This window comes from Rhodococcus sp. 14-2496-1d (assembly GCF_002259365.1).
Lineage (GTDB): Bacteria > Actinomycetota > Actinomycetes > Mycobacteriales > Mycobacteriaceae > Rhodococcoides.
This window is the reverse complement of the sequence record NZ_NPFV01000005.1, coordinates 203,269-229,175: the sequence shown is the minus strand read 5'-3', so window position 1 is coordinate 229,175 and position 25,907 is coordinate 203,269. Positions and strand designations below refer to the sequence as shown.

Sequence of the window (25,907 nt, the reverse complement as noted above, 5' to 3'; positions counted from 1 at the left end):
CGCGCGCGCATTTGCCAGACGCGCGCACAATCGCCGGCCACGGGCTGTCGATTCCGCTCGCACCTGACGAACGCGCGCGCGTTTGCGGATCCCGAGGCCCCGCAGAGCACCTAATCCGCCGCGATGGCGTCCACGATGTTCAGTCGCGATGCGTGCACAGCAGGTGGAGCCGAACCGAGCAGTGACAACCCGAGGGCGACGAGGCCGTACAGCAGCACCGACCAGCTCGCGGTGTAGGCGACCGGAATCCCGATGCTGGCTCCGAGGATCAGGGTGCTCAGGTATTGCAGCCCTGCGCCGATGATCAGGCCGAGGACACCACCGACGATGCCGACCGACAGCGCCTCGGCGAGCACCATTCGCGCCAGGGTTCCTCGGCCACCGCCCATGGCGCGCAGCACTCCCAGTTCGCGGCGACGTTCGAGCACCGACAATGTCAAGGTGTTGAGCAAGGCGACGGCAGCGACGAGCGCGACGATCCACTGCAGCGCGATCGCCAATGCGCCGGACTGTCGGATGGCCGCACTGGTGCCCTCCAGAGCCGCAGCGCCGGTGTAGACGAAGGCTTCGGGCGGCAGTGTCGAACGCAACGAATCCTGTACGGCGGCAACGTCTCCGTCGACGCCGATCTCGAGGTAGGTCGCCCCGGGTCGGTCGTACCACCGTTGCATCGAATCCAGCGAGATCGCCATCGTGCCGCCGGCGGCGTTGATGTAGTCGACCAGATCCAACACCTGCACGGTCTGGACGCCGGTCGGCGTCGGCAAGTCGATGGAGTCGCCCACCGAGACACCCAACGTTCTGCCGAACCCCCGGGACAGCACCACCCCGTCACCGGCGAGCACCTGGGAACGCACGTCCTCGGTGAGCGAGGTGAGAGTCACCGCGTTGCTGCCGTCGGCGACGCCCTGGATGGAGACCGTCTCGCCGTCGATCGTGGCGTACGCCCACTGTCCCTCGACGATGCGAGACACACCGGGCGTCGACGCTACGGCGTCCTCCACCTCGGCGGGAACGATCGGGCCCGACGGTATGGCGTCGGGCGAGGTCATCGACACGTACAGGTCGGTATCGGCCAACGACGACAACGACTCGGCCGCCGAGTCGGTCATGTTGGTCAGTGAACCCGACACTCCCACACTGACTCCCACCGCGATCACGATCGTCATCACGGTTGCCCATATACGCCGCGGGGCGCGTTCGATGGTGGCGGTCGCGAGGCGACCGGCACCACCCCAGCGGCGGGGGACCGCTGCGGTGATCGACACGATCGGTCCGGTCGCGCCGACACACAGTGCGACGACGCCGAACATGAACAGTGCGCCGGCCCCGAGGGTCAACTGCCCGTCGACGTTGACTGCGAACAGGAAGGATCCGGCCACGGCGAGCACGCCGAACACCGTTGCAGCCAGGGTGAATCGCAGACCGGGGCCTCCCGAGGTCTCTCCGCCGCCGACCGCGAGCGCCTCGATCGGCGAGATGCGATAGACCTGAACCGCCGCGACGGCCGAGGCGCCCGCGCAGGCCAGTACACAGGCCACGATCGCCACCGGAATCGCGAAGCCGGGCAACACGTATTCGATCCGCGCATCGAAGGCCTGCGAGAGGAACGGCGGCAGACTCTCGATCGCGATGCGGCCCATCACGATTCCCAGCGGAACGCCGACGGCACCGCCGACGAGCCCGACCAGAACGGACTCGAACAAAAGGTCGCGGACGATATCGCCGCGGCGGCCACCGACTGCCCGGAGCAGAGAGATGGTGGGTCGACGCTTCGCGATGGCCATGTTCATGACGTTGAAGACGAGGAACGCCGCGACGACGAACGCGATGAGCGAGACCATCAGTGTGGCATTGCGAGTCAGGCTCATCGCCTGGTTCGCGCGGTCGGCCCTGAAGTCGGGATTCATCACCGACACCCGGCCCGCCAGTGCGGCGTCGAGGTCGGTACGCACAGTGTCGCCGCCGCCGAGGACGAAGATCGAATCGAGTTGATCGGGGCGGTCGGTGAGCGTCTGAGCCGTCGGGATGAGCGCGACGGCGAACATGCCCCCGCCGATCCGCTGCGTCCCCGGGCCGTCGACCACGCCGACCACCGTCGTCGGAACATCGTCGATGGTGATGGTGTCGCCCTGCGTCAAACCTGTTGCGGCTCCGACCAATACTCCGGCCGGGTCGGTGAGCAACCCGGCCGCGTTTTCGACTGCGCCTTCGAGATCGGATTGCAGTGCCGTGATGGACGAGTCGACACCGAGAATCGTCAGGTCTCCGACGTCGGACCGAACGGTGCTGCGCAGCAGTGGGACTGCGGTCTCGACACCGGGGACCGCGCGAACTGCGTCGAGCTCGCTCTGATCGAAGCCCGAGTCGGTGACACCGACGACCTCGTAGTCGGCGTTACCTGCGATCGACACCGCGAGACGCTCGACGGATCCGGTCAAGGACCCGTACGTGCCGAGGACGGCGATGAGCAACCCGGCCGCGACGGCGACGACGCCGGCCGAGACCAACGAACGCACCCAGTGCATGCGGAGGTCGCGCAGGCTGATGACTCGAAATCTGCTGAGCGCGGTGCCTATCACCGATCGAGGCCGGCCGTGGGAGTGTCGGTCTCGACGCGACCGTCGATCATGCTGACGATGCGATCGGTGGACCGTGCCGCTTCGAGGTCGTGGGTCGCCATCACCACCGCTCGACGCCCGTCACTGGCGTGCGCCACCTCGGCGAGAATCTCCAGGACGTTGTGGGAGGTCTTCGAGTCGAGATTGCCGGTCGGTTCGTCGGCGATCAGCAGTGCCGGATCCATCATCAACGCCCGTGCGATCGCGATGCGCTGGATCTGACCGCCCGACAACTGCGCCGGACGGTGCTCGGATCGGTTGGAGAGTCCGACCATGTCGAGCAGACGCATCGCGTCGGACTTGGCCTTCTTGATGGGGGTGCCGTCGAGCAGCTTGGGAACGGCGACGTTCTCCCATGCGGACATCGTCGGCAGCAGGTTGAAGAACTGGAAGACGAACCCCACCTGGTGGCGTCGAAAATCGGATTGAGCATTGTCGTCGAGGGTGGTGACCTCGACGTCGTCGAACCGGATGGAACCCGACGTGGGCGTGTCGAGTGCGCCGAGCATGTGCAGCAGCGTCGACTTGCCGGCACCGGACGGCGCGACGAGCGAGACGAACTGGCCACCCTCGATCGTGAGATCGATACCGTCCAACGCGCGTACCGGTTGCTCGCCGGTGGGGTACTCCTTGACCACACCGGACAGCTCGAGCTTCAACTTCGTCATCCAACAATCCCCTGCTCCTCGAATACTTCCGACGCTACCTGCCGTCGGGTCGAGAAACCGGTCGGAGTTCTCAGATCACGCTGCGCCGCGCGAGGATTCGAGGCGTCGGGCCACCAGGGCGGCCTGCAGGTGTCGGATACCCGAGGGACGGGTCGGGTCGAACCCGGTGAGCTGGGCGATCCGTTTGAGGCGGTAATCGACGGTGTTGGTGTGCAGGTGGAGCTGGCGTGCGGACCGCTGACGGTTCAGATCGTGGGAGATGTGGATCTCGAGGGTCTCGAGCAGCTCCGGCGACGAGTCGAGTGGCTCGAGGATCTGGGTCAGGTGGCGACGGCCGGGTCCCGGTCGCGTGAGCTGGTATTCGAGCACGAGGTCGTCCATGCGGTACAGCCCGGACGGACGGTGCAGCTGGTGCGCCAACGACAGCAGTTCGTGGACCTGATCGGCTGCGGTGGGGATGTCGGCGGTAGCGGCCTGCTCGGCGGTGACGGTGACGGGAACCTCGGCGGCGGTACCGATGCGGTGCACCAGGGCCTCGACCCACTCTTCGTCGTGAACACCCGGGATCAGCACGGTGCCGCCTTCGGTGCTCAGCAGAGACAGGGGAGTGCGACCGCAGATCGTGGCCAATTCGGCCTGAACGCGGCGCAGCTTTCGACGGGCGGCGACGGTCTTCTGGATGTTGGGGTCGTTCTCGTCGGGGTGCGGCGGCACCGAGATGGCGAGCACGAGGTAACTGTCGGCGAGCTCGATGCCGGACTGACGGGCCATCGACACCGCATTGTGGCCGCTGAGCAGCGAGGTCACCAGGGTGTGCGCTGCCGTGTGATGCTCACTGGCCACCGATTGGAGTTCCTCGACGTAGCTCTTGCTGGCCGCGATGGACACCTTCTCCGACAGCAGCACGAACATCCGCGCGGCCTCGATCAGCTGGGCGGCGTCGCCTTCACCTGCCCGCTTGGACACGAGATTCCAGCCGATCTGGATGCCCTCGTGGTAGACGCTGAGCACGGACTCGAGGGGCACACCCTCGCGCGCCCACTGACTGGCCTTGGCGCGGAGTTCGGCCAGGTCGGACTCCGCCGGAGCACGTCTTTCGTCGAGCATCTGCACGGCGATACTGATGCACTTGACGGTGAATTCGGTGACGTCGCCGTGGAGCTGTTCGCCCGGCAACGACCCGCAGGGGGTGTTGGCGGCGAAGTGCCCCACGAGGAGCCGAGCCACCGCGCGGAAGTCGCGAAGAGGAGCCGACGCAGGCTGACCCGCGACCATGATTCCGAGGCTAGTCGAGTTGTGAACGGTCACAGATCAACCCTTCGTGTTGGATTCTTCAGGTCTCGAGAAAGCAAACTCACTCACGCGTATCGACGCGCTTCCACGGCTCAATGTATGCAATCCCCGACGAAACCGCGGCGTTTTCGTACTTCAAGTTTGTTTCCGGGCCTCTAACAGGATCGATCATAGGTTGTTATCAACGCGTGATCCACCATTTCGGCAAAACTCGTTGTGACCTATCTCGAGCGCGTGCCGTGGGCGCTTGCGACTTGCCCTAAACAATCGCCAAGCCGTCCCGACGGACGGGCCGCGCATCTACGTTGATCTCCGTCGGAGTGGGTGTGCGGGCGGCGAAGGGGTGGGTATGCGCAGTGACATCGGGCAGTTCGCGGTTCTGCGAGAACTGCTGCCGAGCATCGAGGCGAATCTCGTTCGTCATCGCGCCGAAGCCGTGCAGTGGGAACCGGCCGACTTCGTTCGGGCCGAGATGTACTGGGGTTCGCGCCCCTCCAGCCTGACCGAGGCCGCCAAGGCGGCATTGGTGACCACTCTGCTTGTAGAGCAGAACATTCCGCTGTACCGGCGCGACACCGCCGCCTCCGAGATCGGGGCCTGGCCGTCGTGGCTCACCGTATGGAGCGAAGAACGAACTAGGCATGCAGTGGCGGTCACCGACTACCTGGTCGCCACCCGCAGCGTCGATCCGATCGCCCTCGGTCGCGCCCGAGCTCAGTGCATGACGGTGGGTTTCGACGCCCCGATGAACGGAGCGCACCTGCTTCGGTCGCTCGCTCAGGTCGCCCTGGACGAGTCGGTTGCGAGCATGTGCCACCGCAACACCGCCGCGCAGTGCCACGATCCGGTGGCCGATCGCCTGCTCGGACGCATCGTCGCCGACCAGGACCTACACGTCCGCTTCTTTTCCGACCTGGTCTCCGCAGCGCTCGAGGTTGCGCCGTCGCTCACCGTCACCGCGATCACCGAGGTCGTCATGAACTTCCAACTGCCGGGCAGCAACCTGCCGGGGTTCGCGCGCAGTGCGATGCTCATCTCGCGTGACGGAATCTACGATCTACGCCGCCACCTCGACGAGGTCCTGCGTCCCTTGCTGGCACAGTGGCGCATCTTCGAGCGCACCGACCTCGGTGCCGGAGCCCGCAGTCGCGACCAACTGGCCGACTATCTCGATCATCTCGACGCGCAGGACACCGCTGTCGAGCTCAGCCGCACGCGAAGCCGAGAGTACGCAAACGCATTGCGCGCCAGCTGACACCACATACCCCGGGGGTCCGTGGGACCGGCGCCTCTTCGATTCGATTCGAATCGAAGAGGCGCTTCGGCGGGGTCCATCGACTAGCCTGAACTCCTATTCGTCATACGCCCGAGGCCCCGGTTCTCGCGCAACGACCGGAGGCCCGAAACGTGACAGGCTCTCGACCGATCATCGTCGGCATCGACGGATCCGCTGCAGCGGACAAGGCCGTGATCTGGGCGGCGCTCTGTGCTCACCGACGCGATCGGCGATTGCACATCGTGACGGCCGTGGACATGCCGGGTGTGGTCGACCTGAGCGAATTCGCCGGAGAAGCAACCGAATTCGTGGCCACGGCCAAATCCAGATTGGTGGCGGCGGAAACTCTGGCGGCACTGGTGGTCGACGATCCGGCGTTCGAGGTGACCTCGAGTGCCGTCGAGGGCGGTGTGATGGACGTTCTCATCGGGGTCTCGGCTCAGGCCGAGCTCCTGGTGATCGGGGCGAGCGAAACCGGTGCTGTCACACTCTCGTTGGCTGCTCACAGCGTCTCTCCTGTCGCGGTGGTGCGAGGCCGTGACATCGACGGTCGGCCGGTCGCCGAGGGGCCGGTCGTCGTCGGTATCGACGGCTCGGAGGTCAACCAGGCTGCGGTCGAGTGGGCGTTCGTCGAAGCATCGGCCCGCGGAGCCGTGCTGATCGCGGTGCACGTGTGGTCGGATGTCGATCTGACCCAGTCGTTCGGCCGTGCACCCAAGGACTGGCAGGCCATCGCCGACGGTGAAGAGGCTCTGCTGGCGGAGAGCCTCGCCGGCTGGCAGGAGAGGTTCCCGGACGTCGAGGTGCAGCGCATCGTCGCTCAGGACCGTCCGGTGAGGATTCTGAGCGGACTGTCCGAAACCGGAGCGTTGATCGTGGTGGGCAATCGGGGGCGCGGCGGATTCGGCGGAATGCTGTTGGGCTCCACGAGTTTCGCGCTCGTCAACACCGCGGACTGCCCGGTGCTGGTCGTGCGGAAGTCCCCTACATAGCGACGGTCAGCAGAAAGCTCACGTCTTCGAGGGCCTCGACGCTGTGGCGGGCGTCGGGGATGACGAGAAGGTCGCCGGTCGAACCCTTCCAGGAGCGTTCGCCGGAGATCAGTTCCAGCTTGCCGCTGAGCACCAGGACGGTCGACTCGCCGGAGAGGTCGTGTTCGGCCAGTTTGTTACCGGCGGCCAGCGCCACGACCGTCTGCCGTAGGTGGCGTCGGTGACCGCCGTAGACCGTCTGCGAACTGCGGCCACTCGACGCGCCGACTGCAAGCTTGAGCTGTTGGCGGGCAAGGGCGGTGAGTGACTTCTTGTCCATGATCGTCAGTATGACGCACCACTCGCAGTCGCGACGGGGGAATCCTGAACGCGCTCAGGAAGGTTGGGTAGGCTTTCCGTACTCGACCCAGCGGAATCGGGTGCCGTCGACCCGGCTGCTCTGCCAGTCGCCCGCCCTGGCGACCCAGCCGTCGGGAATCTCCGGAGCACTCGTATCGCCCACGACGTCGAGATCGACCTCGGTCACCTCCAGGTGGGTCGCGATATCCATTGCACTGCGATAGATTTCGCCGCCCCCGATGACCCACACCGGGTCGGCGTCGGCGAGCGCGATCGCGTCGGCGACGCTGTGTGCCACCTCCGCGCCCTCGGCCGACCACGATGCGTTGCGCGTGACGACGATGTTCCGACGCCCGGGCAGCGGCCGGAACTTCGCGGGAAGTGAATCCCAGGTCTTGCGGCCCATGACGACGGCATGACCGCCCGTCACGGCGCGAAAGTGTGCCAGGTCCTCGGGAATGTGCCAGGGGATACCGCCCCCGTCCCCGATGGTTCCCGTGGTGCTCTGCGCCCAGATCGAGCCGACGAACGGAGCACTCACACCGCTACCGGGGCCTTGATCGCCGGGTGGTGCCGGTAGTCCACGATCTCGATGTCCTCGTAGGTGTAGTCGAAGATCGAATCCCGTTGCGCCAGTTTCAGAGTGGGGTAGGGGTACGCCTCGCGCGAGAGCTGCTCGGTGACCTGATCGCGGTGGTTGTCGTAGATGTGGCAATCGCCGCCGGTCCAGACGAACTCGCCGACCTCGAGACCGGTCTGCGCCGCCACCATGTGCGTGAGCAGCGCATAGCTCGCGATGTTGAACGGCACTCCGAGGAACATGTCCGCACTGCGCTGATACAGCTGGCAGGAGAGCTTGCCGTCGGCCACGTAGAACTGGAAGAACGCGTGGCACGGCGGCAGCGCCATTCGCGGGATCTCGCCGACGTTCCAGGCCGAGACGATCATCCGCCGCGAATCCGGGTCGGTCTTCAAGGTCTCGATGACCTGGCTGATCTGGTCGATGTGCTCGCCCGACGGGGTGGGCCACGATCGCCACTGCACTCCGTAGACGGGGCCGAGCTCGCCGTCGGGAGCAGCCCACTCGTCCCAGATGCTCACGCCGTGTTCCTGCAGCCACGTGGCGTTCGAATCCCCACGCAGGAACCACAGCAATTCGTAGACGATGGATTTGAGATGGACCTTCTTGGTGGTGATCAGCGGGAAGCCCGCGGCCAGGTCGAAGCGCATCTGATGCCCGAACACGCTGGTGGTGCCGGTTCCGGTTCGGTCGGATTTCGCCGTCCCGGTATCGAGGATGTGGCGCAGCAGATCTTCGTACGGAGTCGGAACCATCACGACGGTCATCGTAGCTGCATACTGAATACATGCCGGAATTACCCGAGGTGGAAGCCCTTGCCGGCTTTCTGCGCGAGCATGCCGTCGGTGCGGTGATCGGTCGCATCGACATCGCTGCACTGAGCGTTCTCAAGACGTTCGATCCGCCGATCACCGAGCTGCAGGGCAAGGACGTCACCGATGCCGCCCGCTTCGGGAAGCATTTGGCACTTCGCGCCGGTGATCTCTGGCTGATCACCCATCTCTCTCGCGGGGGGTGGTTGCGGTGGGTGGACAATCCCAGCGTCGCACCGCCGAAGCCGGGCAAAGGACCCTTGGCGCTGCGGATCCATTTCTTCACCCCCGAGGGAGCGACGCCCGCCATCGATCTCACCGAGGCGGGTACCAAGAAGCGGCTGGCGGTGTGGGTGGTGCGCGACCCGCAACAGGTTGCGAGCATCGCCCGGCTCGGTCCGGACGCGCTGACGGTCACCGAGCTCGAATTCGCCGAGATCCTCGCAGGCACCACCGCGCGACTGAAGACCTCGTTGGTGGATCAGTCGCTGTTGGCAGGCATCGGCAATGCCTACTCGGACGAGATACTGCACGTAGCGAAGCTCTCGCCCTTCGCGTCGTCGAGCAAGCTCGATCCCGAATCCGTCGCGACGCTCTACGCGGCGATGCGATCGGTTCTGTCCGACGCGGTGACCCGCTCGGCCGGGCAGGATGCGGCGCGTCTGAAGGGGGAGAAGCGATCGGGGATGCGTGTACACGCCAGGACCGGACTTCCGTGCCCGGTGTGCGGCGACCCGGTACGTGAAGTCGCCTACGTCGATCGCTCTTTTCAGTACTGCGCGACGTGCCAGACGGCCGGCAAGATTCTCGCCGACCGTCGCATGTCGCGACTGCTCAAGTGACGGGTTCGAGCTTCTGGCTGTCGTAGCCCCGGTAGCCTTCCCATGCCTTGCGCCGGTCGCTCCGTGGGTCCTTCTGTACCCGGGTGCGGGTGTCGAAGATCAATGTCCGACGCGAGTCCTCGTCGTACGCCGGCCACGTGTCCAATGGTTTTCCGTTGGTGGCGAACGCAATCCAGTTCGACTGCACCTGCTCGGTGACCTCGGCGAAGGCCTTTCGTCCACCCGTGAGTGTGAGCGCCTTGCCGAAGAGGGTCTCGTTGATGCCGAACACGGCGAACAACTCGAATCCGTGGGTGGCGTCGAGGCCGAGCACCTTCATCGATCGCGGAGCGAAATCGAAGCGGTAGAAGTACGTGGGTGCGTGACGCGAATGTCCCTCGGCCACTTCGAGAGACGGCTTCCAGAAGGTGAAGTCGCCGCCGAAGTCGATGGCCGACCGCTCACTGGGGTAGCCGCGATAGCCTGCGGTGACCACGGCCTCGGCGTCGGGATCGGTGAGCGAGAACAGCTTGCCGATGCGTTCGGGGTTGGTGGGCAGTGCGTCGAGGAACTTCGGAAACAGTGTTCCCTCACGGGCATTGGTGCCGATGATCAACGGGACGCGGTGCGCGGTGCCCTTCGCGTACGCCTCCACCGGGCTGACCGGCAGGAAATCGCCGTCGATCACGGGTCCGAACGGAAGCAGTCCGGGAGTGCGGTGCAGGGTGGTCAGGCCAAGCTTGGTGCCGGCCCGCCCGAGCCGTAGTACCTCGGCGTTCTCCAGGGTCTCGGCCGCGTTCTCCGCGGTGCCGCCCAGGTAGCCCACGTACTCGCGTGCCCATTGATCGGCACGCTCCTTGGTGGCCGTCATGCCGGGAGCAGAGCTCTCGGAAATGGCCTGTGCGAAAAGGCCTTTCGCAGCGGGAACCGTCATGAGTGTGGTGACCGCATTGCCGCCCGCGGATTCGCCGAAGATGGTGACGTTGTTCGGATCGCCGCCGAAGTTCGCGATGTTGCGCTGCACCCATTCCAGCGCTGCGACCTGATCCCGCAGGCCCAGGTTGGAGTCGAACGGCCGCTCGGGAGTGGAGAACTGGGACATGTCCAGGTAGCCCAGTGCGCCGAGTCGGTAGTTGACCGAGACGTAGATGATGCCGTCGCCGTCCTTCAGCGAGCGGCGCACCAGCGAGCCGCCGCCGTACAGCGGGGTCGCCGAGGTGCCGAGCGTGTAGGCACCACCGTGGATGAACACCATGACCGGGCGCGGGTTCTTGCTCGGTGCGCTCGGGGCCAACACGTTGAGCGTCAGGCAGTCCTCGCTCGACGGCTGGTACTTGCCGACGGCGAGCATCGTGCCGCGCTTGTGCTGAACGGAGGCGTTGCCCCATTCGGTGGCGTCGCGCACGCCCGACCACGGTTGGGTCGGTTGCGGCGCTCGGAAACGAAGCGGTCCGACGGGCGGGGCGGCGTACGGGATGCCGCGCCAGGTGGTCAGGTCGCCCACCGGCTTGCCCTCGATGATGCCGTCGGAGGTGGACACGCGTGTCGTCACAGCCATGTCGCGAGTGTACTGATCAGTTCTTACCCGCGGGTAAGAACGGATGGAGATCGGTACCGGGCAGACTCGAGGGCATGCTTTTCGAGTATCGCGCCGAGATCGTGCAGTTACTGCGCTCGCCCACACACGCCTACTTCGGTAGATCCAAGGACGGCCCGGCCGAGTCGGCGACGGACCTGCCGACCAGCGTCGAGATCGTGGCGCACAAAGGCATTCGTGGAGATCGGTTCTTCGGCGTGAAGGCACACACCGAGGCGGCGGTGAGCTTTCTGGCCGTCGAGGCCTGGGAGGCCGTCGGCGACGTACTCGGGGTCGATGTGCCCGATCCGTCCGTGGCCAGGCGAAACGTCGTCGTACGCGGGCTGGAGCTCGACCCGTTGCGAGGGCTGGAATTCGAGCTCGATTCCGGTGACGGCTGGATTCGGTTCCGTGGTGGCCGGCCGGCCCATCCGTGCGCGTGGATGGACCGGATGGTGGTGGACGGTGCACGTAAGGCGCTGATCGGTCGCGGCGGACTGCGTGTCGAGCCGCTGTCCGACGGCATCCTGCGGGTCGGGGAACTGCTGGTCCGCTCGCCCGTCGAACTCGATCCCTCTCGGGCCGCGCTCTCGATAAGGCGCGCTCAGCCAATCTGACCTGGCTCTCGGCGGACCTTCGTGGTTCCGTGCTGCCCAGGCTCTTGCTCACGAAGTAAATCTGTGCCCATAATGTGGGTATTGGTGTGATGGATCACACCGAGCCGCATGCCATGGCAGCGGTCACTCTCATTCAGCGGGAAGAATTGCCGATGTCCGATATGTGGATCGTGATCAACACCGTCGTCGCCGTCCTGGCGGTGGTGGTCTTCATCGTTCGTTTTCACTTCAACCCGGTGATCTCGCTGGTGCTCGGGGCCGCGTACCTGGGACTGGCGACGAAGCTCGGAGTCGGCACCACCGTCGACACCATCACCGGCGGCTTCGGCGAGATCATGGCCGAGGTGGGCCTGCTCATCGCCTTCGGCGTTCTGATGGGTTCGGTACTGCAGGAGATGAACGCGATCCAGCGACTAGTCGGCACGTTGCTGCGAACATTCGGACCCAAGCGGCTGCCGTACGCACTCTCGCTGACCATCGCGACCCTGCTGCAGTCCATCTTCCTCGACGTGCTGCTCGTGATCTCCGCTCCGCTCGCCCGCAACCTCGCCCCGAAGATCGGCAAGTACGGCACAGCGCGAATGGCCACGGCGCTGGCGATCGCGCTCGAATGCGGCATCGTGTTCATGGTCCCCGGTGTCGCGACGCTCGCACTGGCCGGACTGCTCGGCGTGCCGCTGGGCAAGATGATGATCTACGGACTCATCCTGATCGTTCCGGTCGTCGTGCTGTCGGTGGCCGTCATGTCGTTCGTCTTTCGGCACGGATGGTGGAACGAGGAGAAGGACGAGCAGCAGATCGTCGTGGTCCCAGAGTCTGTGGTCCCGGAGCCTGCCGATTCCGACGACGAGCCTCTCGAAACCGGAGGTGGCGTAGCCCAGAAGGTGCGCACCGAGAAGCAGACGTCACTGCTGGTGTTGCTCTCGCCGCTGCTGCTCGCGCTCGTCCTCATTGCCATCGGAGCCGTACTCGAAGTCGCCGAGATCTCGATTCCCGTCGTCGAGTTCATTGCCAGCCCGGTCATCGCGCTGCTCATCGGCTTGGTGGGAACGTGCCTCATCGGTCGCTACCACGTCGGACAGGCTCGGGTGGAGAAGGCTCTCGCCCGTGGCTTCGCCGAGAGCGGCCAGATACTGATCCTCACCGGCGTCGGTGGATCGCTCGCGGCCGTCATCAACGAGGCGGGTCTCGGCGACATCCTCGGCCAGTACTTCACGGCGAGCACCGCAGCGCCGCTCCTGATGGTGTGGGTCATCGCGGCCGCATTGCACATCGCCGTGGGATCGGTGACGATCTCCGCCATCACCTCGGCCGGCATTCTCGCCCCGGTCGCTCCGCTGATCGGTCTCGACCCGGTGTTCATCGCACTCGCCGCCGGTGCCGGATCGTTGTTCGCCGTCCACGTCACCAGCAACACCTTCTGGCTCCTGCAGTCCTTGATGGGCCAGTCGACCCGAGGCACACTCAAGACGTGCTCGGTGGGCGTCTCGGTGGCATCGGTCATCGCCATCGCGTTGATCGTGCCGATGAGCTGGATCCTGTGAGCCCAGATTCCATGAACCCTGCTTCCGGGAGTATCGAAAGGAACACGATGGCACTGCCGCTCAGCGGAGTTCGAGTTCTCGAACTCGGCAACTACATAGCCGCCCCTACTGCGGCACGCATGCTCGCCGATTTCGGTGCCGAGGTCATCAAGGTCGAACGGCCGGGAACCGGCGACGAACTACGCAACTGGCGGCTCTACTCCGGCACCACGTCGATGCTCTATCGCACGATCAACCGCAACAAGAAATCGATCGTGCTGGACCTGCGTACCGAACAGGGCCGCAAGGACGTCGTCGACCTCGCAGCGAAATGCGACATCGTGCTCGAGAACTTCCGGCCCGGCACGCTGGAGAAATGGGGTATCTCGCCGGAAGTGCTCAGCGCAGCCAACCCCGAATTGATCATCACGCGCATCTCGGCCTTCGGCCAGACGGGCCCCATGTCGCAGCGACCCGGATTCGCCGCTGTCGCAGAGGCGTACGGCGGCTTTCGCAATCTCGTGGGTGACCCGGATCGGCCACCCGTCCGGGTCGGGGTCTCGATCGGGGACTCAATCGCCGGGCTGTACGCGGCGTTCGGATGCGTCATGGCCCTGTTCCAACGGCAGACCCAGCGCGCGGCGCAGGCCTCGGACGGGCAGTCTCCGCTGTCGCTGGCACAGCGTTCCATCGATGTGGCGCTGAACGAATCGATTCTGTCGATGATGGAATCGCTGATTCCGGACTACCTCGCCTACGGTGTCGAACGCGAGCGCACGGGCGGCCGAATGGAAGGCATCGCACCCTCGAACGCGTACCCGTGCAACGACGGACACTCGATCATCATCGCCGGCAACGGCGATGCGATCTTCCAGCGCTACATGGAGACCATCGATCGTCCCGATCTGGGAGCCGACCCGGACCTGGCGTCCAACGCCGGTCGGTGGCGTCGACGCGACGAGTTGGACGCCGCGATCGCGGCGTGGACCGGGTTGCACTCGCGCGAGCAGGCGTTGAAGATTCTCGACGCCGCCGGGGTGCCGTCGGGTCCGATCTACACCGCGGCGGACATCGTCGCCGACGAACAGTACGCCGCCCGCAACATGATTCAGCACTTCTCGGTCGACACCGGAGGTGACGAGCCCACCGACGTCGGATTCGTCGGCGTCGTCCCGGTGATCGGTGACGCGTCCCTGCCGATTCGTTCGGTCGGACCGGATCTGGGCGAACACACCAGGGAAGTACTGTCGACTCTGCTCGGCCGCACCGACGAAGAGATGAGCCTCTAGATGTACCGATTCGCTCCCGCCGCACAGCTTCGCGACGTCACGATGCGCGACGGTCTGCAGCTCACCGGCAAGATGCTCGCCACCGAACGAAAGCTCGAGATCATCAGAGCGCTCATCGAACTCGGCGTGCCCTCGCTCGAGATCGGCTCGATGGCTCGGGGTGACAAGGTGCCACCGATGGCCAACACGCTTGAGGTGATCGGTGAGCTCACCGCCGCCGAACTCGCTCGATGCTGGGTGTGGGTCGCCACTCCACGTCACATCGAGAAGGCCGCTGCCGCCGGAGCCCGCAACTTCCAGTACTGCTTCTCCGCCTCGGACTCGCACAATCAGGCCAACATCGGCCGTACCACCGAGGTGTCCCTGGCTGCGATGCCCGACGCCGTCGACATCACTCGATCGGTCGGCGGTGAGATAGAGCTCTGCATCGCGACCTCCTTCACCTGCCCCTTCGAGGGGCAGGTGCCACCGGACCGGGTCATCGAGATCGCCAACGACGAACGAGCAACCGGTGCAACGGATATCGTCATCTGTGACACCCTCGGGCAGGCGGTACCGGTACAGGTGCAGTCGCTGATCTCGCGGGTCCGCGAGGAAACCCCCGACCGCAGAGTGGTGTTCCACGGACACGACACCTGGGGCCTGGGCGTCGCGAACACCCTCGCGGCGATCTCGGCCGGTGCCACGATGGTCGACGGTTCACTGGGCGGACTGGGCGGATGCCCCTTCGCTCCTGGCGCCAGCGGTAACACCTCGTCGGAGGACATTCTCTTCGCGACACGGCCGGACTGGTTCGAGCCGGCGACGCTTGCGTCCATGGCGTCTCTCTCGGAGGGGCTGCTCGCCGAGCTGGACGAGCCCATGCGATCGAAGGCCGTTCAGGGTGTGCGGTCCGAGGCGCGCGCCTTCGAGTGGGTCGCATGAGCCGCATCCTGGTCACCACCGAGATCCCGGCACCGGGGATGGACATTCTGCGGGCGGCGGGGGAGGTGGACCTGAGGGCGGTCGATCACGAGCAACTCGTCGCCGCCTGCTCCTCCGGTGAGTACTCGGTCGTCGTGTCCCAGTTACGTGACCGGTTCGATGCGGAGTTGCTGGAGACGGCGTCGATCGTCGGGATCTCCAACTACGCCGTCGGATTCGACAACATCGACATCGCCGCCGCGACGCGGCGCGGGATCACCGTCGCCAACACCCCAGGGGTTCTGACGAACTCGACCGCCGACATCGCGATGCTGTTGATACTGTCCACTGCTCGCCGCGCCGTGGAGGCCGATTCATTCGTCCGTTCCGGCTCGTTCACCGGGTGGGAGCCGGAACTGCTTCTCGGCAGCGATGTCTCGGATCGAGTACTGGGACTGGCCGGCTTCGGCCGCATTGCCCGCGCCACCGCTCGCCGGGCACTGGGGTTCGGCATGACGGTGAAGTTCTGTCCGCGCCCGCCCGGTGATCGAGAGGTCTCCGACGACGAGCTCGGTGAGTTCGCGGGTCGCGTCGAGCATGCGTCGTGGGACGAGATCGTCACGACCAGCGATTTTCTGTCCCTGCACGTTCCGCTGTCGGACTCCACCCACCATCTGGTGGACGCCGCGGTACTCGGGGCGATGAAGCCGTCGGCGATCGTGATCAACACCGCGCGAGGACCGGTGATCGACGAGGCCGCTCTGGTGACCGCGCTCCGCGAGGGGACCGTTGCCGCAGCAGGATTGGACGTCTACGAGCGCGAGCCGGCCCTCGAACCCGGCCTGGCCGATCTGCCCAACACGGTATTGCTCCCACATGTGGGGAGCGCGACGGTGTCGGTGCGTTCGGAGATGGCCCGGCTGTGCGCCACCAACGCAGCTGCGATGGTCGGCGGTTCGATGCCTGCGCATCCGGTGAATCCCGACGCCTGGTCTCACGCAGGGTAGCGGCCGCCGAGGGTCCTCGTGATCTGCTCGGCGTGGGAGATCAGCAGATCCACCCAGTCCTCGCACTGCGACTGCGGCATGCGCAGTGTCGGTCCGCTGATGGTGACGGCACCGACGATGTCCGCGGCCGAATCGAACACCGGTGCGGACAGTCCCGACGCGCCGGTCTCGCGCTCGCCGGTGGTGATCGCATAACCGTCGGCTCTGGTCTGCGCCAACAGGGTTCGCATCGTCTCGGCTTCGGTCACCGTCTGCTCGGTCATCGATTCGAGTTCACGGGACAGGACACGCTCGGCCAGGTCGTCGTCCCAGGCCAGCAGGACGCGGCTGGCCGATCCCGCGCTGAGCGGGATCACCTTGCCGACGTACATGTCCCGGCGCAAGGCGTGGCGGGTCTCGGCGATGGCGACGCACACGCGGTAGTTCTGTTCCGGCCGAAAGAAACACGCGGTCTCGGTCGTCAGATCGCGCATGTCCTTGAGCACGGGGTTGACGACCGACAGCACGTCGAGGTCCTTGGTCGCCGTCGCTGCCCAGTAGGCCATCCGCACTCCGATACGGATCCGATCGCCGCCCCGGTCCAGAAATCCTTGCTGCACAAGGTTGGTGACGAGACGCTGCACCGTCGAGGTGGGCAGGCCGGTGGTCTGTTGGATCTCACCGAGCGTCATCGAGGGGCGGTCGAACGAGAAGGCGTCGAGAATCTCGGTGATCTTGCCCAGCACGAGAAGCGGTTGCTGCTTCGACGCGCTCTCGGTACTCACCCGACCAATCTACTCGTCAGACACGGCCGAGGAGGCGGTTGATCGGCGCTGTCAGGAACAGGAGGAGTAGCGACCACAGGCCCAGCGGTGTGAACGTCAGTCCCAGAGCGGCCAGGATGAGAACCGAGGTGATCGCGCCGTTGCGCACGCCGCCGTGACGAGGTGCGTCGTCGGCGACGATGTTCGGATGCCGGGAGACGATCACGTCGGCCGCGAACATCGAGACGACCGACACTGCGATGGTCGCGACGTACAACGGTGCCGCACTGGCGTCGTACCCGCTCTTCTCGGCGATCAACTTGGTGGGGAACGGCAGGAACACGATCGAGAGCAACCAGACGAAGTTCACCCACATCAAACCCTTGGTGTAGCCGACCAGGGCACGGAACACGCGATGATGGCTCAGCCACTGCGAGAAGATGACCAGAAAGCTGAGTACGAATGCGAACAGCTCGACACCGTGGTCACGCAGAATATCGACGAATTGTGCGCTTTCGTCCGGTTCGGCCAGTTCCACCAACGGCAGAATGAGCAGTGTCGCGGCAATCGCGACCACGGCGTCGCTGAAGTTGACGAGTCTGTCGAATCCACGTTCGTATTCCATGTCAGCATTGTGCACTTCGGACGAGTAGCGTCCGAACGATGTCCGATCGACGTACTCTCACCACCGGCCGAGTGGTATTTCTCGTGGTTGCTGCGGCGGCCCCGATGGCGGCCATGATCGGCAACGTGCCGCTGGCCCTGATACGCGGCAACGGTGCCGGTCTGCCTGCGGCCTACGCGATCAGTGCCGTTGTGCTGCTGTGCTTCTCGGTGGGTTTCGCGGCGATCAGTCAGCAGGTGTACAGCACCGGAGCCTTCTATACCTACATCGGTCTCGCACTGGGGAAGCCGCCGGGAGTTGCTGCCGCGTATGTCGCAGTTGTCGCGTATACCTCGCTCGCATGTGGACTTTCGGGTGCGTTCGGCTATTTCACTCACCTGGTGTTCGCCGATTCCGGTATCGACATTCCGTGGTACGTCTTCACGGCGGTCGCTGTCGTGATTGTCGCTTTCCTGGGTTTCAGGAATGCCGATCTTTCCGCGAAGGTGTTGGGAACGCTGATGGTTCTCGAATTCGCTTTTCTGACGGTGTTCAACGTCCTGGTGGTGGGTGAGAAGGGAACCGCGGCGATACCACTGGAATCGTTCACTCCCACGCAGGTGTTCTCCGGATCGCTGGGGATAGCGATGATGTTCGCCTTCTCGAGTTTCATCGGTTTCGAGTCGGCCGCCCTCTACGGAGAGGAAACCAAGGACCCCAGACGCAGCATCCCACGCGCGACGTTCATCGCGGTGTCGCTCATTGCGGTCTTCTATGTGCTGACGAGTTGGATCATCGTCGGGGCCGCGGGCGGGGTCGATGCGCCGGTGCTGGCGCAGAGCGAACTGGGCAATCTTCTGTTCACGCTGGCGCAGCAGTACGGAGGAACGGTGCTGTACGACGGTACGGCAGTATTGTTGTGCACCAGCGTGCTCGCGTCGTATCTCGCCGTACACAACGCAGCGAGCCGATATCTGTTCGCCCTCGGGCGTGAGCACGTACTTCCGGCGCGGTTGGGCCGAATTCACCCGCATCACTCGAGCCCGCACATCGGCAGCATCACCGCCTCACTGGTGGCTGCCGTGGCGCTGGCGGTGTTCGCGGTGACCGGTGTCGACCCGTACCTGATCTACGCCGCCGGGGCCATCGGACTCGGAACTCTGGGGGTGATCGCCCTGCAGGCCGCCGCAGCGCTGTCGGTGGTGGTGTTCTTCATCGGCCACCCCGACCGTTCCGTGTGGCGCACCGCTGTCGCCCCCGGCATCGGCTTCGTCGGTTTCATGACCGGATTGATCCTCGCCGGAACGCATTACAGCGTTCTCACCGGTTCCGATTCTGCGGTCGTCAACGCGATACCCGTGGTGTTGATACTCGCCGCGATCCTCGGTGTCCTGGTGGCTCTGCGCATCAGGAAAGCGGACCCGAAGACCTACGAGGGAATCGCCGCGGCCTACATGCGTCAGTGATCGGCTGTTCTGCGAGCCTCGAGGAGTCTGAGCCAGATTTCGCTGACCGTCGGGTACGACGGCACCGCATGCCACAGGTCGTCGATCGAAACCTTGCCGACCACAGCCACAGTGGCTGCGTGGACCAGCTCGGCGACTCCCGGACCGACGAAGGTCGCGCCGACTATCGTGTCGGCGGCGCGGTCGATCACCAGCTGCGCCCGTCCCGAGTAATCGTCCTGCTGCAGAGACGAACCCGCGACGGCGATGTCCTGAGCGACGATCTCGACGTCGATGCCCGCCTCCCTGGCCTTGGCCTCGGTCAGCCCGACGGAGGCCACCTCGAGTGGAGTGAACACCACCTGGGGAATTCGACCGTGATCTGCGGTCGCACGGAATCTCTTGCTGTCCAGGGGCTTTCCCTCGGCCCTGGCGGCGATGACGTCGCCGGCCACCCGGCCCTGGTACTTCCCCATGTGCGTCAGCGGGGCTCGTCCGTTGACGTCGCCCACCGCGTAGAGCCACTCGTGGCCGGGAACGTTCAGGTGATCGTCGACATCGATGTAGCGCCCCTCCTCGAGTCCGAGGCTCGACAACCCGAGGTCCGCACTCGCCGGGTTACGTCCCGCGGCGACGAGAATCTCGTCGACCGTGATCTCGCTGCCGTCGACGACGAGACCGACCGGGCCACCGTGAATCCGACCGATGCCGGTGTCGGCGGGGTTCTCTCGTGACACGGACTCGAGGGTGGCGTCGAGCATGATGGTGGCACCTCGCGCCGTCAGCGCGTTCGCGACGAGTTCGCCTGCGAACGGTTCGGAAGCGGCGAGCAGCGACGAGCCGCGCACGATCATCGTGACCTTCGCTCCGAGCGAGAGCAACCAGGTGGCCGCTTCCGTCGCGACGACGCCACCGCCGATGACGGCGACGTGGCCGGGGGTCTCGTGAATGTTGGTGGCATCGCGGGAGATCCACGGCCGGGCGTCGCGCAGCCCCGGTGTGTTCGGTACCGAGGCAGTGGTTCCGGTGGCGAGGACGACGGCATGCCGGGCGGTGAGCGTGCGCCCGTCGACCTCGACCGTTCTGTCCCCGGTCAGGCGTCCGTGACCGCGCACGACGGAGATCCCTGCTTTCTCCGCCCACGTCATCTGCGACGAATCGTCGAGGCCGTGGGTGAAGGATTCGCGTCGGGCCAGGACGGCGTCGGCATCGAGGGGCTGATCGCCGACCAGTTCCTTGACCCCCGGCATGTTTCGTGCGGTGTCGAGAACCTCGCTGGGGCGCAGCAGCGCCTTGCTCGGCATGCACGCCCAGTACGAGCATTCGCCGCCGAGCAGTTCGTGCTCGACGATCACGACCGTGCGGTCGCTGCCCTGTATCGCGTACTGAGCGGCGTTCTCGCCGACCGGGCCACCGCCGATGACGATGACATCGAATTCCGAGCTTTCTGAGGCCATTGCTCCACAGTGACATAGGCTCGCCGCTTATGGCGACCACTCGGAACAAGATTCTGATCACCGGAGCGAGCTCGGGGCTCGGCGAGGAAATGGCGCGACGGTTCGCAGGCATGGGCCGGGATCTGGCGCTCTGCGCCCGGCGGGTCGAGCGGCTGGACGACCTTCGTGCGGAGCTGATGCACCACAACCCGAACATCACCGTGGTGGTCCGAGCACTCGACGTCACCGATCACGACGCGGTGGGTGAGGTGTTCGGAAAACTGCGAGACGAATTGGGCGGCCTCGATCGAGTGATCGTCAATGCAGGTCTCGGCAAGGGCGCGAAGATCGGAACCGGCCGCGCCGACGCCAACCTGCAGACCGCGCACACGAACTTCATCGGAGCGCTGTCGCAGGCCGAGGCCGCACTGTCGATCTTTCGTGAGCAGAAACGCGGGCACCTGGTGTTCGTCTCGTCCATCAGCGCCGACCGGGGACTACCGGGGGCCAAGGCGACCTACTCGGCCAGCAAAGCGGCAGTGGCGTCGTTGGGTGAATCGTTGGCCACGGAACTGTCGCGAACCGACATCACCGTCACCACCCTGCTACCCGGGTTCATCGCCACCGACATGTCCGCCAATGCGGGCGACAGTGCCGCTCTCACAGCCACTCTGGACGAGGGGGTGTCGGCGATGGTCGACGCCATCGAGAGCGAGACCCGCCGCGCCGCGCTACCCGGACTCAAGTGGCGGGGCATCGACGCGGCGCTGAGGTTCCTGCCGAATGTGCTGACGGATCGATTGGTGTAGCTCCAGGGCCGGGGGTTACTGCAGGTACCCCTCGACCTGGTCGATGCTGTTGGCGGTTGCGGTGTCGGGGTTCTGGCCTGCGTCGATGCGCGCCCGGCGCTGGCGGAGCAGGTCCCAGCACTGGTCGAGGGCGTGCTCGAGGGATGCCAGTTGAGCCTTCTCGGTGTCCGGGTCGATATCGCCCGACTGGGCCTCGGTGCGAAGTTTGTGCTCGGTGGCGATGAGCTGCTGGATCTTGGTGTGGATATCGTGCTCGTTCATGGCGACAACGCTAGACCTACCAGGGTTCGGCGGCCAGGTTCCGTGTCGCCAGGGCTCGATGTACGGCCGCGGTGAGCTCGGCGGTCGATCCCGCCAGGGCGTTGTCGGTGCACACGAGTGAGAGTGTGTAGTTGCCGTCCAGTCGGGAGAGGTAGGTCGACATCCTGATCGTCGACAGCGCGCCCGACGGGTTCGGATGGATCGCGCGGGTCGCGAGTCCGCACGATCGGTGGGAGCCGAGTGCGGTGAGGCCGTCGGGAATATCGCCGATGTTGGAGCACAACACTTCTCCGCGGCCCGGGGTCGACGTCAGCTTCGCGGCGAGACGGTGGGGGAGCAGCTGGACGATCTCGGGTGGATAGCCTGCCGGGGCCCCGACAGGTTTGCCGAACGCCGCCTTGCACGCTGCGCGGATGGCCGCGGGCGAGTCGTCTCCACGGACGGCGACGGTGGCCATGCCGATGGCGTTGGCATCACCGGACCCGGTGCGAAAAGGAATGTCGACGGTCACCGCGGGTGACCCGAGTTCTCTCATCGTGGCGGCGACGACCGAGACGAACAACGAATTGGCCGATCCGCCGACACTTTCTGCCGCCGAATCCCACTCTGCGGCATCGATATCGACGATCACCGACTGCATTGCCCGCGCCCGGTGCGGGGTGACGCTGCCGCTGTCGGCGGTGGTGAATGCTCTCAGTTCGGCTCGGGCCTTCTTACTGACCCACAACCTCGCCGTCGCTGCGATGGATCGTAGGAGAACGGTGAAGATCATCGAGAGCGCGTCCTTCACATCCGATCCCGGGTGCAGCGCCGGTACGGGTGTCGATCCGGAGAATGCGCGGGCAGCCGCGTCGATGAGCTCACGGGCATCGGCCAGTGCGTGCGAACACACCAGAGACAGCACGGTGCCGCCGTGCGCAATGGGCGCGGCCGTCAACCGCCAGCCGGGCCCGTACTGCGGGTCGAGTCGAACGTCTGCCTGCGCGTCGGCCCATCCGATGATGTCGTCGACCGCGTCGGTGCCGTAGTCGAGTGGGAGCGATTCGGACGAGATGTCCCATCGAAGTCGGGCCCCGGGTGTGCGGGGCTTGCCGACTCGACGGCCGAGCTGTCCGATGGCCAGCTGGTCGTGGACCCGGTGTAGTTCTTCTGCGCTCACCGTCTCGGTGGTGCGCCAGATGCCTTGCAGCGCAATCGGAATTCCATAGCCGCGGTGGGTCCGGAGAAATATCTCGTCGATCACCGACAGCCGCGTGGATTTCACGGGCTCGCGGTGCCGTGTCGTCCCGCCCCCGATGCGAACCGGCTCGCGCCACTGAGCGCATCGGCGTTGATCGAGATGGCACCGTGTCGGAATTCGTTCCTCAAGGCGGACTCCTCGTCGAGGCCGTCCTGTTCCAGCAGGGACAACCGATCCTCACGCATGCAGGTCTGCGGTAGCAGCGCGAGTTCGGCGGCCAATGCCTCCGCTTCCGACCTGGCTCGGCCCACCGGAACCACTCTGGTGATCAGTCCGATGTTCAACGCCTCTTCGGCATCGACGGCGCGACCGGTGAGGATCATGTCCATCGCCCGGCCCGTACCGACGATGCGCGGCAAACGCACTGTGCCGCCGTCGATCAACGGAACTCCCCATCGCCTGCAGAAGACGCCGAACGTGGCGTCGTCCTCGGCGATGCGGAGGTCGCACCACAGAGCGAGTTCCAGTCCGCCCGCGACGGCGTATCCCGACACGGCCGCGATGACCGGCTTGGACAACCGCATTCGCGTCGGGCCCATCGGTCCGTCCCCGTGTTCGGTCGCGTGATTCGAGCGCGGTGTGCCCAGTGCCTTGAGGTCGGCTCCCGAGCAGAACGTGCCGCCCTCGCCCCACAGCACTGCCACCGAGGCTGATTCGTCGGCGTCGAACTCCTCGAACGCCTGGATCAACTCCTGGGCGGTGGGGCCGTCGACGGCATTGCGCGCCTCGGGGCGCGACAGGACGATGGTGGTGACGGGGCCTGAGCGCTCGATCCGTACCGACATGTCAGTGAACGTTACTCGAGTTCTCTTGCGTGAAGCAATGAATCAGTGCTTCAATCCTTGCGTGCCGTATCGACGAACCCCAGCAGTGCAGGCCAGGCTCGACGCCGGTCGCGACAAGCTGTTCGCCGCCGCCATCGAGATCCTCTCGACGCAGGGATATGCAGGCCTGTCGGTGGCCTCGGTCGCCGCGGCAGCAGGAGTGTCCTCGGGCAGCGTCTACACCCATTTCGAGGGGAAAGCAGATCTGGTGGTCGCGATCTTTCGCGAGGTCTGCAGTCGGGAGGTCGCCGCGGTGGTCACCGCGTGCGAGCACGGCAGCGCCGTCGAGCGAGTGACCGCAGTGGTGCAGACCTTCGCCGGACGCGCCCTGAAGAACCGGACGATGGCGTACGCCCTGCTGGCCGAACCGGTCGACCCGGCCGTGGACGCCGAGCGTCTGGTGTTCCGGCAGAAGTTCACCGACGCCTTCGCCGACGCGATCGTGGCGGGCATCGACGCCGGAGAGATCCCCGAGCAGGACGCGGCCATCTCGGCAGCAGCGCTGGTCGGTGCCGTCGGCGAAGTGATGGTCGGCCCGTTGTCCTCGCACGAATCGGTGGATCCAGTACCCAGTCTCGTCGCATTGTCGTTGCGCGCGTTAGGAGTTCGAGATGGACACGCATGAGGTATTCAACCAGGCCACCGACCTGACGCCCTATGACACCTCCGCGGACCCGTCGTTGCGCGACGGCGTGAAGAGGGCAGGCGCAGGCTGGGCACTCGACGAGGTCGGCCGGCTCGGGGCGCTTGCCGGTGGCGTGCAAGCCCAGGAGTGGGGCAGGCTCGCCAACGAGAACCCGCCGGTGCTGAGGACCCACGATCGCTACGGGCACCGAACCGACGAGGTCGAATTCCACCCGCACTGGCACGATCTGATGACCGTTGCCGTCGAGCACGGACTGCACGCCACCCCATGGACCGACGACCGCGTCGGTGCACACGTCGCCCGTGCCGCCAAGTTCTACGTCTGGGGCCAGGCCGAGGCCGGGCACATGTGCCCCATTTCGATGACCTACGCCGTCGTTCCGGCGTTGCGGCACAACCCCTCTCTGGCTGCACAGTACGAGCCGCTGCTGGCGTCGCGGGAATACGACTTCGGTCTGCGGACCCCGGCCGAGAAGCGTGGACTGATCGCGGGCATGTCCATGACGGAGAAGCAGGGCGGCTCGGACGTTCGCGCGAACACCACCACGGCCACCCCGTCGTCGGACGGCACCTATTCGATCGTCGGTCACAAGTGGTTCACCTCCGCGCCGATGTCGGACATGTTCCTCACCCTCGCGCAGGCACCCGGCGGACTCTCGTGCTTCATGCTGCCGCGCGTACTGCCCGACGGCACCCGCAACCGAATGATGCTGCAGCGCTTGAAGGACAAGCTGGGCAACAAGTCGAACGCATCCGGGGAGCTCGAATACCACGGGGCCACCGGCTGGCTCGTCGGCGAAGAGGGGCGCGGGGTCCGCACCATCATCGAGATGGTCAACATGACCAGGTTGGACTGCGTCATCGGGTCGGCGGCGGGAATTCGCAATGCCACCGTGCGCGCAGTCCATCACGCGCGTCATCGGGCTGCGTTCGGGGCGGCACTCGTCGATCAGCCGCTGATGCGAAACGTCCTGGCGGACCTGACCGTCGAATCCGAGGCCGCCACCGCCGCCATGATCCGCCTGGCTCAGGCCACCGACGGCTCGGCCCGCGGGGACGAGCAGGAGAGCGCACTGCGCCGAATCGCGTTGGCCGTCACCAAGTACTGGGTGTGCAAACGAGCTCCCGCCCACGCCGCCGAGGCCCTCGAATGTCTCGGTGGCAATGGCTACGTCGAGGAATCGGGAATGCCTCGGCTGTTCCGCGAATCGCCGCTGATGTCGATCTGGGAAGGATCGGGCAACGTCGCCGCACTCGATTCCCTGCGGGCACTGGCTCGTCAACCCGACAGTGTCGAGGCGTTCTTCGGTGAGATCGGCCAGGCGGCGGGCGTGGATTCTCGCCTGGACGACGCCATCGCCCGCGTCGGCAAGGAACTCTCCGACACCTCCGACATGGAATACCGGGCCAGGCGAGTCGTCGAATTGATGGCACTGACCTTTCAGGGCGCGCAACTGGTGATGCACGGCAATCCTGCTGTCGCCGATACCTTCTGCGCCAGTCGACTCGACCGAGACTGGGGCATCGCCTTCGGCACCCTGCCGACAGGAGTCGATACGACGGCGGTGTTGGCTCGGGTGTGA

General features: G+C 65.6%; 25 protein-coding genes. 12 read left to right on the top strand and 13 right to left on the bottom strand.

The window, feature by feature from the left end:
• Positions 1 to 110: 110 nt before the first annotated feature.
• From CH296_RS03290 to CH296_RS03280, 3 genes are all read right to left on the bottom strand, one after another.
• Positions 111 to 2,582, bottom strand: coding sequence for an FtsX-like permease family protein (locus tag CH296_RS03290; RefSeq protein WP_094684010.1), 2,472 nt, complete (start codon positions 2,580 to 2,582; stop codon positions 111 to 113).
• Complete coding sequence (locus tag CH296_RS03285; RefSeq protein ID WP_032396254.1) at positions 2,579 to 3,280, bottom strand: ABC transporter ATP-binding protein; 702 nt, start codon at positions 3,278 to 3,280, stop codon at positions 2,579 to 2,581. The genes CH296_RS03290 and CH296_RS03285 overlap by 4 nt, the downstream gene beginning before the upstream one ends.
• An 84-nt stretch (positions 3,281 to 3,364) precedes the next feature.
• On the bottom strand, positions 3,365 to 4,564 hold the full coding sequence (locus tag CH296_RS03280; protein WP_230596811.1) for a CdaR family transcriptional regulator: 1,200 nt from the start codon (positions 4,562 to 4,564) through the stop codon (positions 3,365 to 3,367).
• 367 nt (positions 4,565 to 4,931) lie between these two features.
• Here CH296_RS03280 and CH296_RS03275 point away from each other — a divergent pair, with 367 nt between their 5' ends.
• Both CH296_RS03275 and CH296_RS03270 read left to right on the top strand, forming a co-directional pair.
• Positions 4,932 to 5,837, top strand: coding sequence for an acyl-ACP desaturase (locus CH296_RS03275; protein WP_094683222.1), 906 nt, complete (start codon positions 4,932 to 4,934; stop codon positions 5,835 to 5,837).
• A gap of 152 nt (positions 5,838 to 5,989) precedes the next feature.
• Positions 5,990 to 6,850, top strand: coding sequence for a universal stress protein (locus CH296_RS03270; RefSeq protein WP_045196513.1), 861 nt, complete (start codon positions 5,990 to 5,992; stop codon positions 6,848 to 6,850).
• Here the strand turns inward: CH296_RS03270 and CH296_RS03265 are convergent.
• Genes CH296_RS03265 through CH296_RS03255 form a run of 3 tightly spaced genes read right to left on the bottom strand, consistent with a single transcriptional unit; the run spans position 6,843 to position 8,527 of the window.
• Complete coding sequence (locus CH296_RS03265) at positions 6,843 to 7,169, bottom strand: cupin domain-containing protein (protein WP_032395790.1); 327 nt, start codon at positions 7,167 to 7,169, stop codon at positions 6,843 to 6,845. The genes CH296_RS03270 and CH296_RS03265 overlap by 8 nt on opposite strands.
• A gap of 54 nt (positions 7,170 to 7,223) precedes the next feature.
• Positions 7,224 to 7,730: a dihydrofolate reductase gene (locus CH296_RS03260; protein WP_094631197.1), complete on the bottom strand. Its 507-nt coding sequence runs from the start codon at positions 7,728 to 7,730 to the stop codon at positions 7,224 to 7,226.
• Positions 7,727 to 8,527, bottom strand: coding sequence for a thymidylate synthase (locus tag CH296_RS03255; protein WP_094684086.1), 801 nt, complete (start codon positions 8,525 to 8,527; stop codon positions 7,727 to 7,729). Before CH296_RS03255 ends, CH296_RS03260 begins: the two co-directional genes overlap by 4 nt.
• Before the next feature lie 29 nt (positions 8,528 to 8,556).
• Here CH296_RS03255 and CH296_RS03250 point away from each other — a divergent pair, with 29 nt between their 5' ends.
• Complete coding sequence (locus CH296_RS03250) at positions 8,557 to 9,423, top strand: DNA-formamidopyrimidine glycosylase family protein (RefSeq protein ID WP_094631198.1); 867 nt, start codon at positions 8,557 to 8,559, stop codon at positions 9,421 to 9,423.
• Here the strand turns inward: CH296_RS03250 and CH296_RS03245 are convergent.
• Positions 9,416 to 10,960, bottom strand: a complete 1,545-nt coding sequence (locus tag CH296_RS03245; RefSeq protein ID WP_094684009.1) for a carboxylesterase/lipase family protein — start codon at positions 10,958 to 10,960, stop codon at positions 9,416 to 9,418. The genes CH296_RS03250 and CH296_RS03245 overlap by 8 nt on opposite strands.
• Before the next feature lie 74 nt (positions 10,961 to 11,034).
• Here CH296_RS03245 and CH296_RS03240 point away from each other — a divergent pair, with 74 nt between their 5' ends.
• From CH296_RS03240 to CH296_RS03220, 5 genes are all read left to right on the top strand, one after another.
• Entirely contained in the window at positions 11,035 to 11,595 is a 561-nt protein-coding gene (locus tag CH296_RS03240) for a molybdenum cofactor biosysynthesis protein (RefSeq protein ID WP_045196505.1), read from the top strand.
• Positions 11,596 to 11,747: 152 nt separating this feature from the next.
• Positions 11,748 to 13,139 carry a GntP family permease gene (locus tag CH296_RS03235; RefSeq protein WP_094684085.1) on the top strand — a complete coding sequence of 464 codons (1,392 nt, stop codon included), beginning with the start codon at positions 11,748 to 11,750 and terminating at the stop codon, positions 13,137 to 13,139.
• Between the two features lie 47 nt (positions 13,140 to 13,186).
• A complete protein-coding gene (locus CH296_RS03230; protein WP_256980316.1) occupies positions 13,187 to 14,407 on the top strand; it encodes a CaiB/BaiF CoA-transferase family protein in 1,221 nt (406 codons plus the stop codon).
• Complete coding sequence (locus tag CH296_RS03225) at positions 14,408 to 15,331, top strand: hydroxymethylglutaryl-CoA lyase (protein ID WP_094684007.1); 924 nt, start codon at positions 14,408 to 14,410, stop codon at positions 15,329 to 15,331. It begins immediately after the preceding gene.
• Positions 15,328 to 16,317 (top strand): D-glycerate dehydrogenase, encoded by a 990-nt coding sequence (locus CH296_RS03220; RefSeq protein WP_094684006.1) that lies wholly within the window; start codon positions 15,328 to 15,330, stop codon positions 16,315 to 16,317. The genes CH296_RS03225 and CH296_RS03220 overlap by 4 nt, the downstream gene beginning before the upstream one ends.
• Here the strand turns inward: CH296_RS03220 and CH296_RS03215 are convergent.
• Together CH296_RS03215 and CH296_RS03210 are read right to left on the bottom strand one after the other, a co-directional pair.
• Positions 16,305 to 17,081, bottom strand: a complete 777-nt coding sequence (locus tag CH296_RS03215) for an IclR family transcriptional regulator (RefSeq protein ID WP_032395782.1) — start codon at positions 17,079 to 17,081, stop codon at positions 16,305 to 16,307. The two genes, CH296_RS03220 and CH296_RS03215, sit on opposite strands and share 13 nt — an antisense overlap.
• Positions 17,082 to 17,097: 16 nt before the next feature.
• Positions 17,098 to 17,685 (bottom strand): TMEM175 family protein, encoded by a 588-nt coding sequence (locus tag CH296_RS03210; protein WP_094684005.1) that lies wholly within the window; start codon positions 17,683 to 17,685, stop codon positions 17,098 to 17,100.
• A 38-nt stretch (positions 17,686 to 17,723) separates the two neighbouring features.
• Here CH296_RS03210 and CH296_RS03205 point away from each other — a divergent pair, with 38 nt between their 5' ends.
• On the top strand, positions 17,724 to 19,130 hold the full coding sequence (locus tag CH296_RS03205; protein WP_094684004.1) for an APC family permease: 1,407 nt from the start codon (positions 17,724 to 17,726) through the stop codon (positions 19,128 to 19,130).
• Here the strand turns inward: CH296_RS03205 and CH296_RS03200 are convergent.
• Positions 19,124 to 20,566 (bottom strand): NAD(P)/FAD-dependent oxidoreductase, encoded by a 1,443-nt coding sequence (locus CH296_RS03200; RefSeq protein ID WP_094684003.1) that lies wholly within the window; start codon positions 20,564 to 20,566, stop codon positions 19,124 to 19,126. The two genes, CH296_RS03205 and CH296_RS03200, sit on opposite strands and share 7 nt — an antisense overlap.
• A gap of 29 nt (positions 20,567 to 20,595) precedes the next feature.
• Between CH296_RS03200 and CH296_RS03195 the strand changes: the two genes are divergently transcribed.
• Entirely contained in the window at positions 20,596 to 21,354 is a 759-nt protein-coding gene (locus CH296_RS03195) for an SDR family oxidoreductase (RefSeq protein WP_032395778.1), read from the top strand.
• Positions 21,355 to 21,369: 15 nt separating this feature from the next.
• On the opposite strand, the gene CH296_RS03190 is transcribed toward CH296_RS03195, so the two are convergent.
• Genes CH296_RS03190 through CH296_RS03180 form a run of 3 tightly spaced genes read right to left on the bottom strand, consistent with a single transcriptional unit; the run spans position 21,370 to position 23,640 of the window.
• A complete protein-coding gene (locus tag CH296_RS03190) occupies positions 21,370 to 21,615 on the bottom strand; it encodes a DUF2630 family protein (protein ID WP_094684002.1) in 246 nt (81 codons plus the stop codon).
• Between the two features lie 16 nt (positions 21,616 to 21,631).
• A complete protein-coding gene (locus CH296_RS03185; protein WP_094684001.1) occupies positions 21,632 to 22,879 on the bottom strand; it encodes a hypothetical protein in 1,248 nt (415 codons plus the stop codon).
• Positions 22,876 to 23,640, bottom strand: a complete 765-nt coding sequence (locus CH296_RS03180; RefSeq protein ID WP_094684000.1) for a crotonase/enoyl-CoA hydratase family protein — start codon at positions 23,638 to 23,640, stop codon at positions 22,876 to 22,878. The genes CH296_RS03185 and CH296_RS03180 overlap by 4 nt, the downstream gene beginning before the upstream one ends.
• 61 nt (positions 23,641 to 23,701) lie before the next feature.
• Here CH296_RS03180 and CH296_RS03175 point away from each other — a divergent pair, with 61 nt between their 5' ends.
• Both CH296_RS03175 and CH296_RS03170 read left to right on the top strand, forming a co-directional pair.
• The gene (locus tag CH296_RS03175) at positions 23,702 to 24,304 is read left to right on the top strand and encodes a TetR/AcrR family transcriptional regulator (protein WP_094683329.1); all 603 of its coding nucleotides are present in this window, start codon (positions 23,702 to 23,704) and stop codon (positions 24,302 to 24,304) included.
• Positions 24,291 to 25,907 (top strand): acyl-CoA dehydrogenase family protein, encoded by a 1,617-nt coding sequence (locus CH296_RS03170; protein ID WP_094683999.1) that lies wholly within the window; start codon positions 24,291 to 24,293, stop codon positions 25,905 to 25,907. The genes CH296_RS03175 and CH296_RS03170 overlap by 14 nt, the downstream gene beginning before the upstream one ends.

What these genes read in the sequence shown, in the direction of transcription:
- CH296_RS03170 (WP_094683999.1), top strand. Translation starts at nt 24,291, where the DNA reads ATGGACACGCATGAGGTATTCAACCAGGCCACCGACCTGACGCCCTAT.
- CH296_RS03195 (WP_032395778.1), top strand. Translation starts at nt 20,596, where the DNA reads ATGGCGACCACTCGGAACAAGATTCTGATCACCGGAGCGAGCTCGGGG.
- CH296_RS03200 (WP_094684003.1), bottom strand. Translation starts at nt 20,566, where the DNA reads ATGGCCTCAGAAAGCTCGGAATTCGATGTCATCGTCATCGGCGGTGGC.
- CH296_RS03240 (WP_045196505.1), top strand. Translation starts at nt 11,035, where the DNA reads ATGCTTTTCGAGTATCGCGCCGAGATCGTGCAGTTACTGCGCTCGCCC.
- CH296_RS03230 (WP_256980316.1), top strand. Translation starts at nt 13,187, where the DNA reads ATGGCACTGCCGCTCAGCGGAGTTCGAGTTCTCGAACTCGGCAACTAC.
- CH296_RS03190 (WP_094684002.1), bottom strand. Translation starts at nt 21,615, where the DNA reads ATGAACGAGCACGATATCCACACCAAGATCCAGCAGCTCATCGCCACC.
- CH296_RS03220 (WP_094684006.1), top strand. Translation starts at nt 15,328, where the DNA reads ATGAGCCGCATCCTGGTCACCACCGAGATCCCGGCACCGGGGATGGAC.
- CH296_RS03210 (WP_094684005.1), bottom strand. Translation starts at nt 17,685, where the DNA reads ATGGAATACGAACGTGGATTCGACAGACTCGTCAACTTCAGCGACGCC.
- CH296_RS03245 (WP_094684009.1), bottom strand. Translation starts at nt 10,960, where the DNA reads ATGGCTGTGACGACACGCGTGTCCACCTCCGACGGCATCATCGAGGGC.
- CH296_RS03235 (WP_094684085.1), top strand. Translation starts at nt 11,748, where the DNA reads ATGTCCGATATGTGGATCGTGATCAACACCGTCGTCGCCGTCCTGGCG.
- CH296_RS03225 (WP_094684007.1), top strand. Translation starts at nt 14,408, where the DNA reads ATGTACCGATTCGCTCCCGCCGCACAGCTTCGCGACGTCACGATGCGC.
- CH296_RS03250 (WP_094631198.1), top strand. Translation starts at nt 8,557, where the DNA reads ATGCCGGAATTACCCGAGGTGGAAGCCCTTGCCGGCTTTCTGCGCGAG.
- CH296_RS03180 (WP_094684000.1), bottom strand. Translation starts at nt 23,640, where the DNA reads ATGTCGGTACGGATCGAGCGCTCAGGCCCCGTCACCACCATCGTCCTG.
- CH296_RS03280 (WP_230596811.1), bottom strand. Translation starts at nt 4,564, where the DNA reads ATGGTCGCGGGTCAGCCTGCGTCGGCTCCTCTTCGCGACTTCCGCGCG.
- CH296_RS03205 (WP_094684004.1), top strand. Translation starts at nt 17,724, where the DNA reads ATGTCCGATCGACGTACTCTCACCACCGGCCGAGTGGTATTTCTCGTG.
- CH296_RS03275 (WP_094683222.1), top strand. Translation starts at nt 4,932, where the DNA reads ATGCGCAGTGACATCGGGCAGTTCGCGGTTCTGCGAGAACTGCTGCCG.
- CH296_RS03265 (WP_032395790.1), bottom strand. Translation starts at nt 7,169, where the DNA reads ATGGACAAGAAGTCACTCACCGCCCTTGCCCGCCAACAGCTCAAGCTT.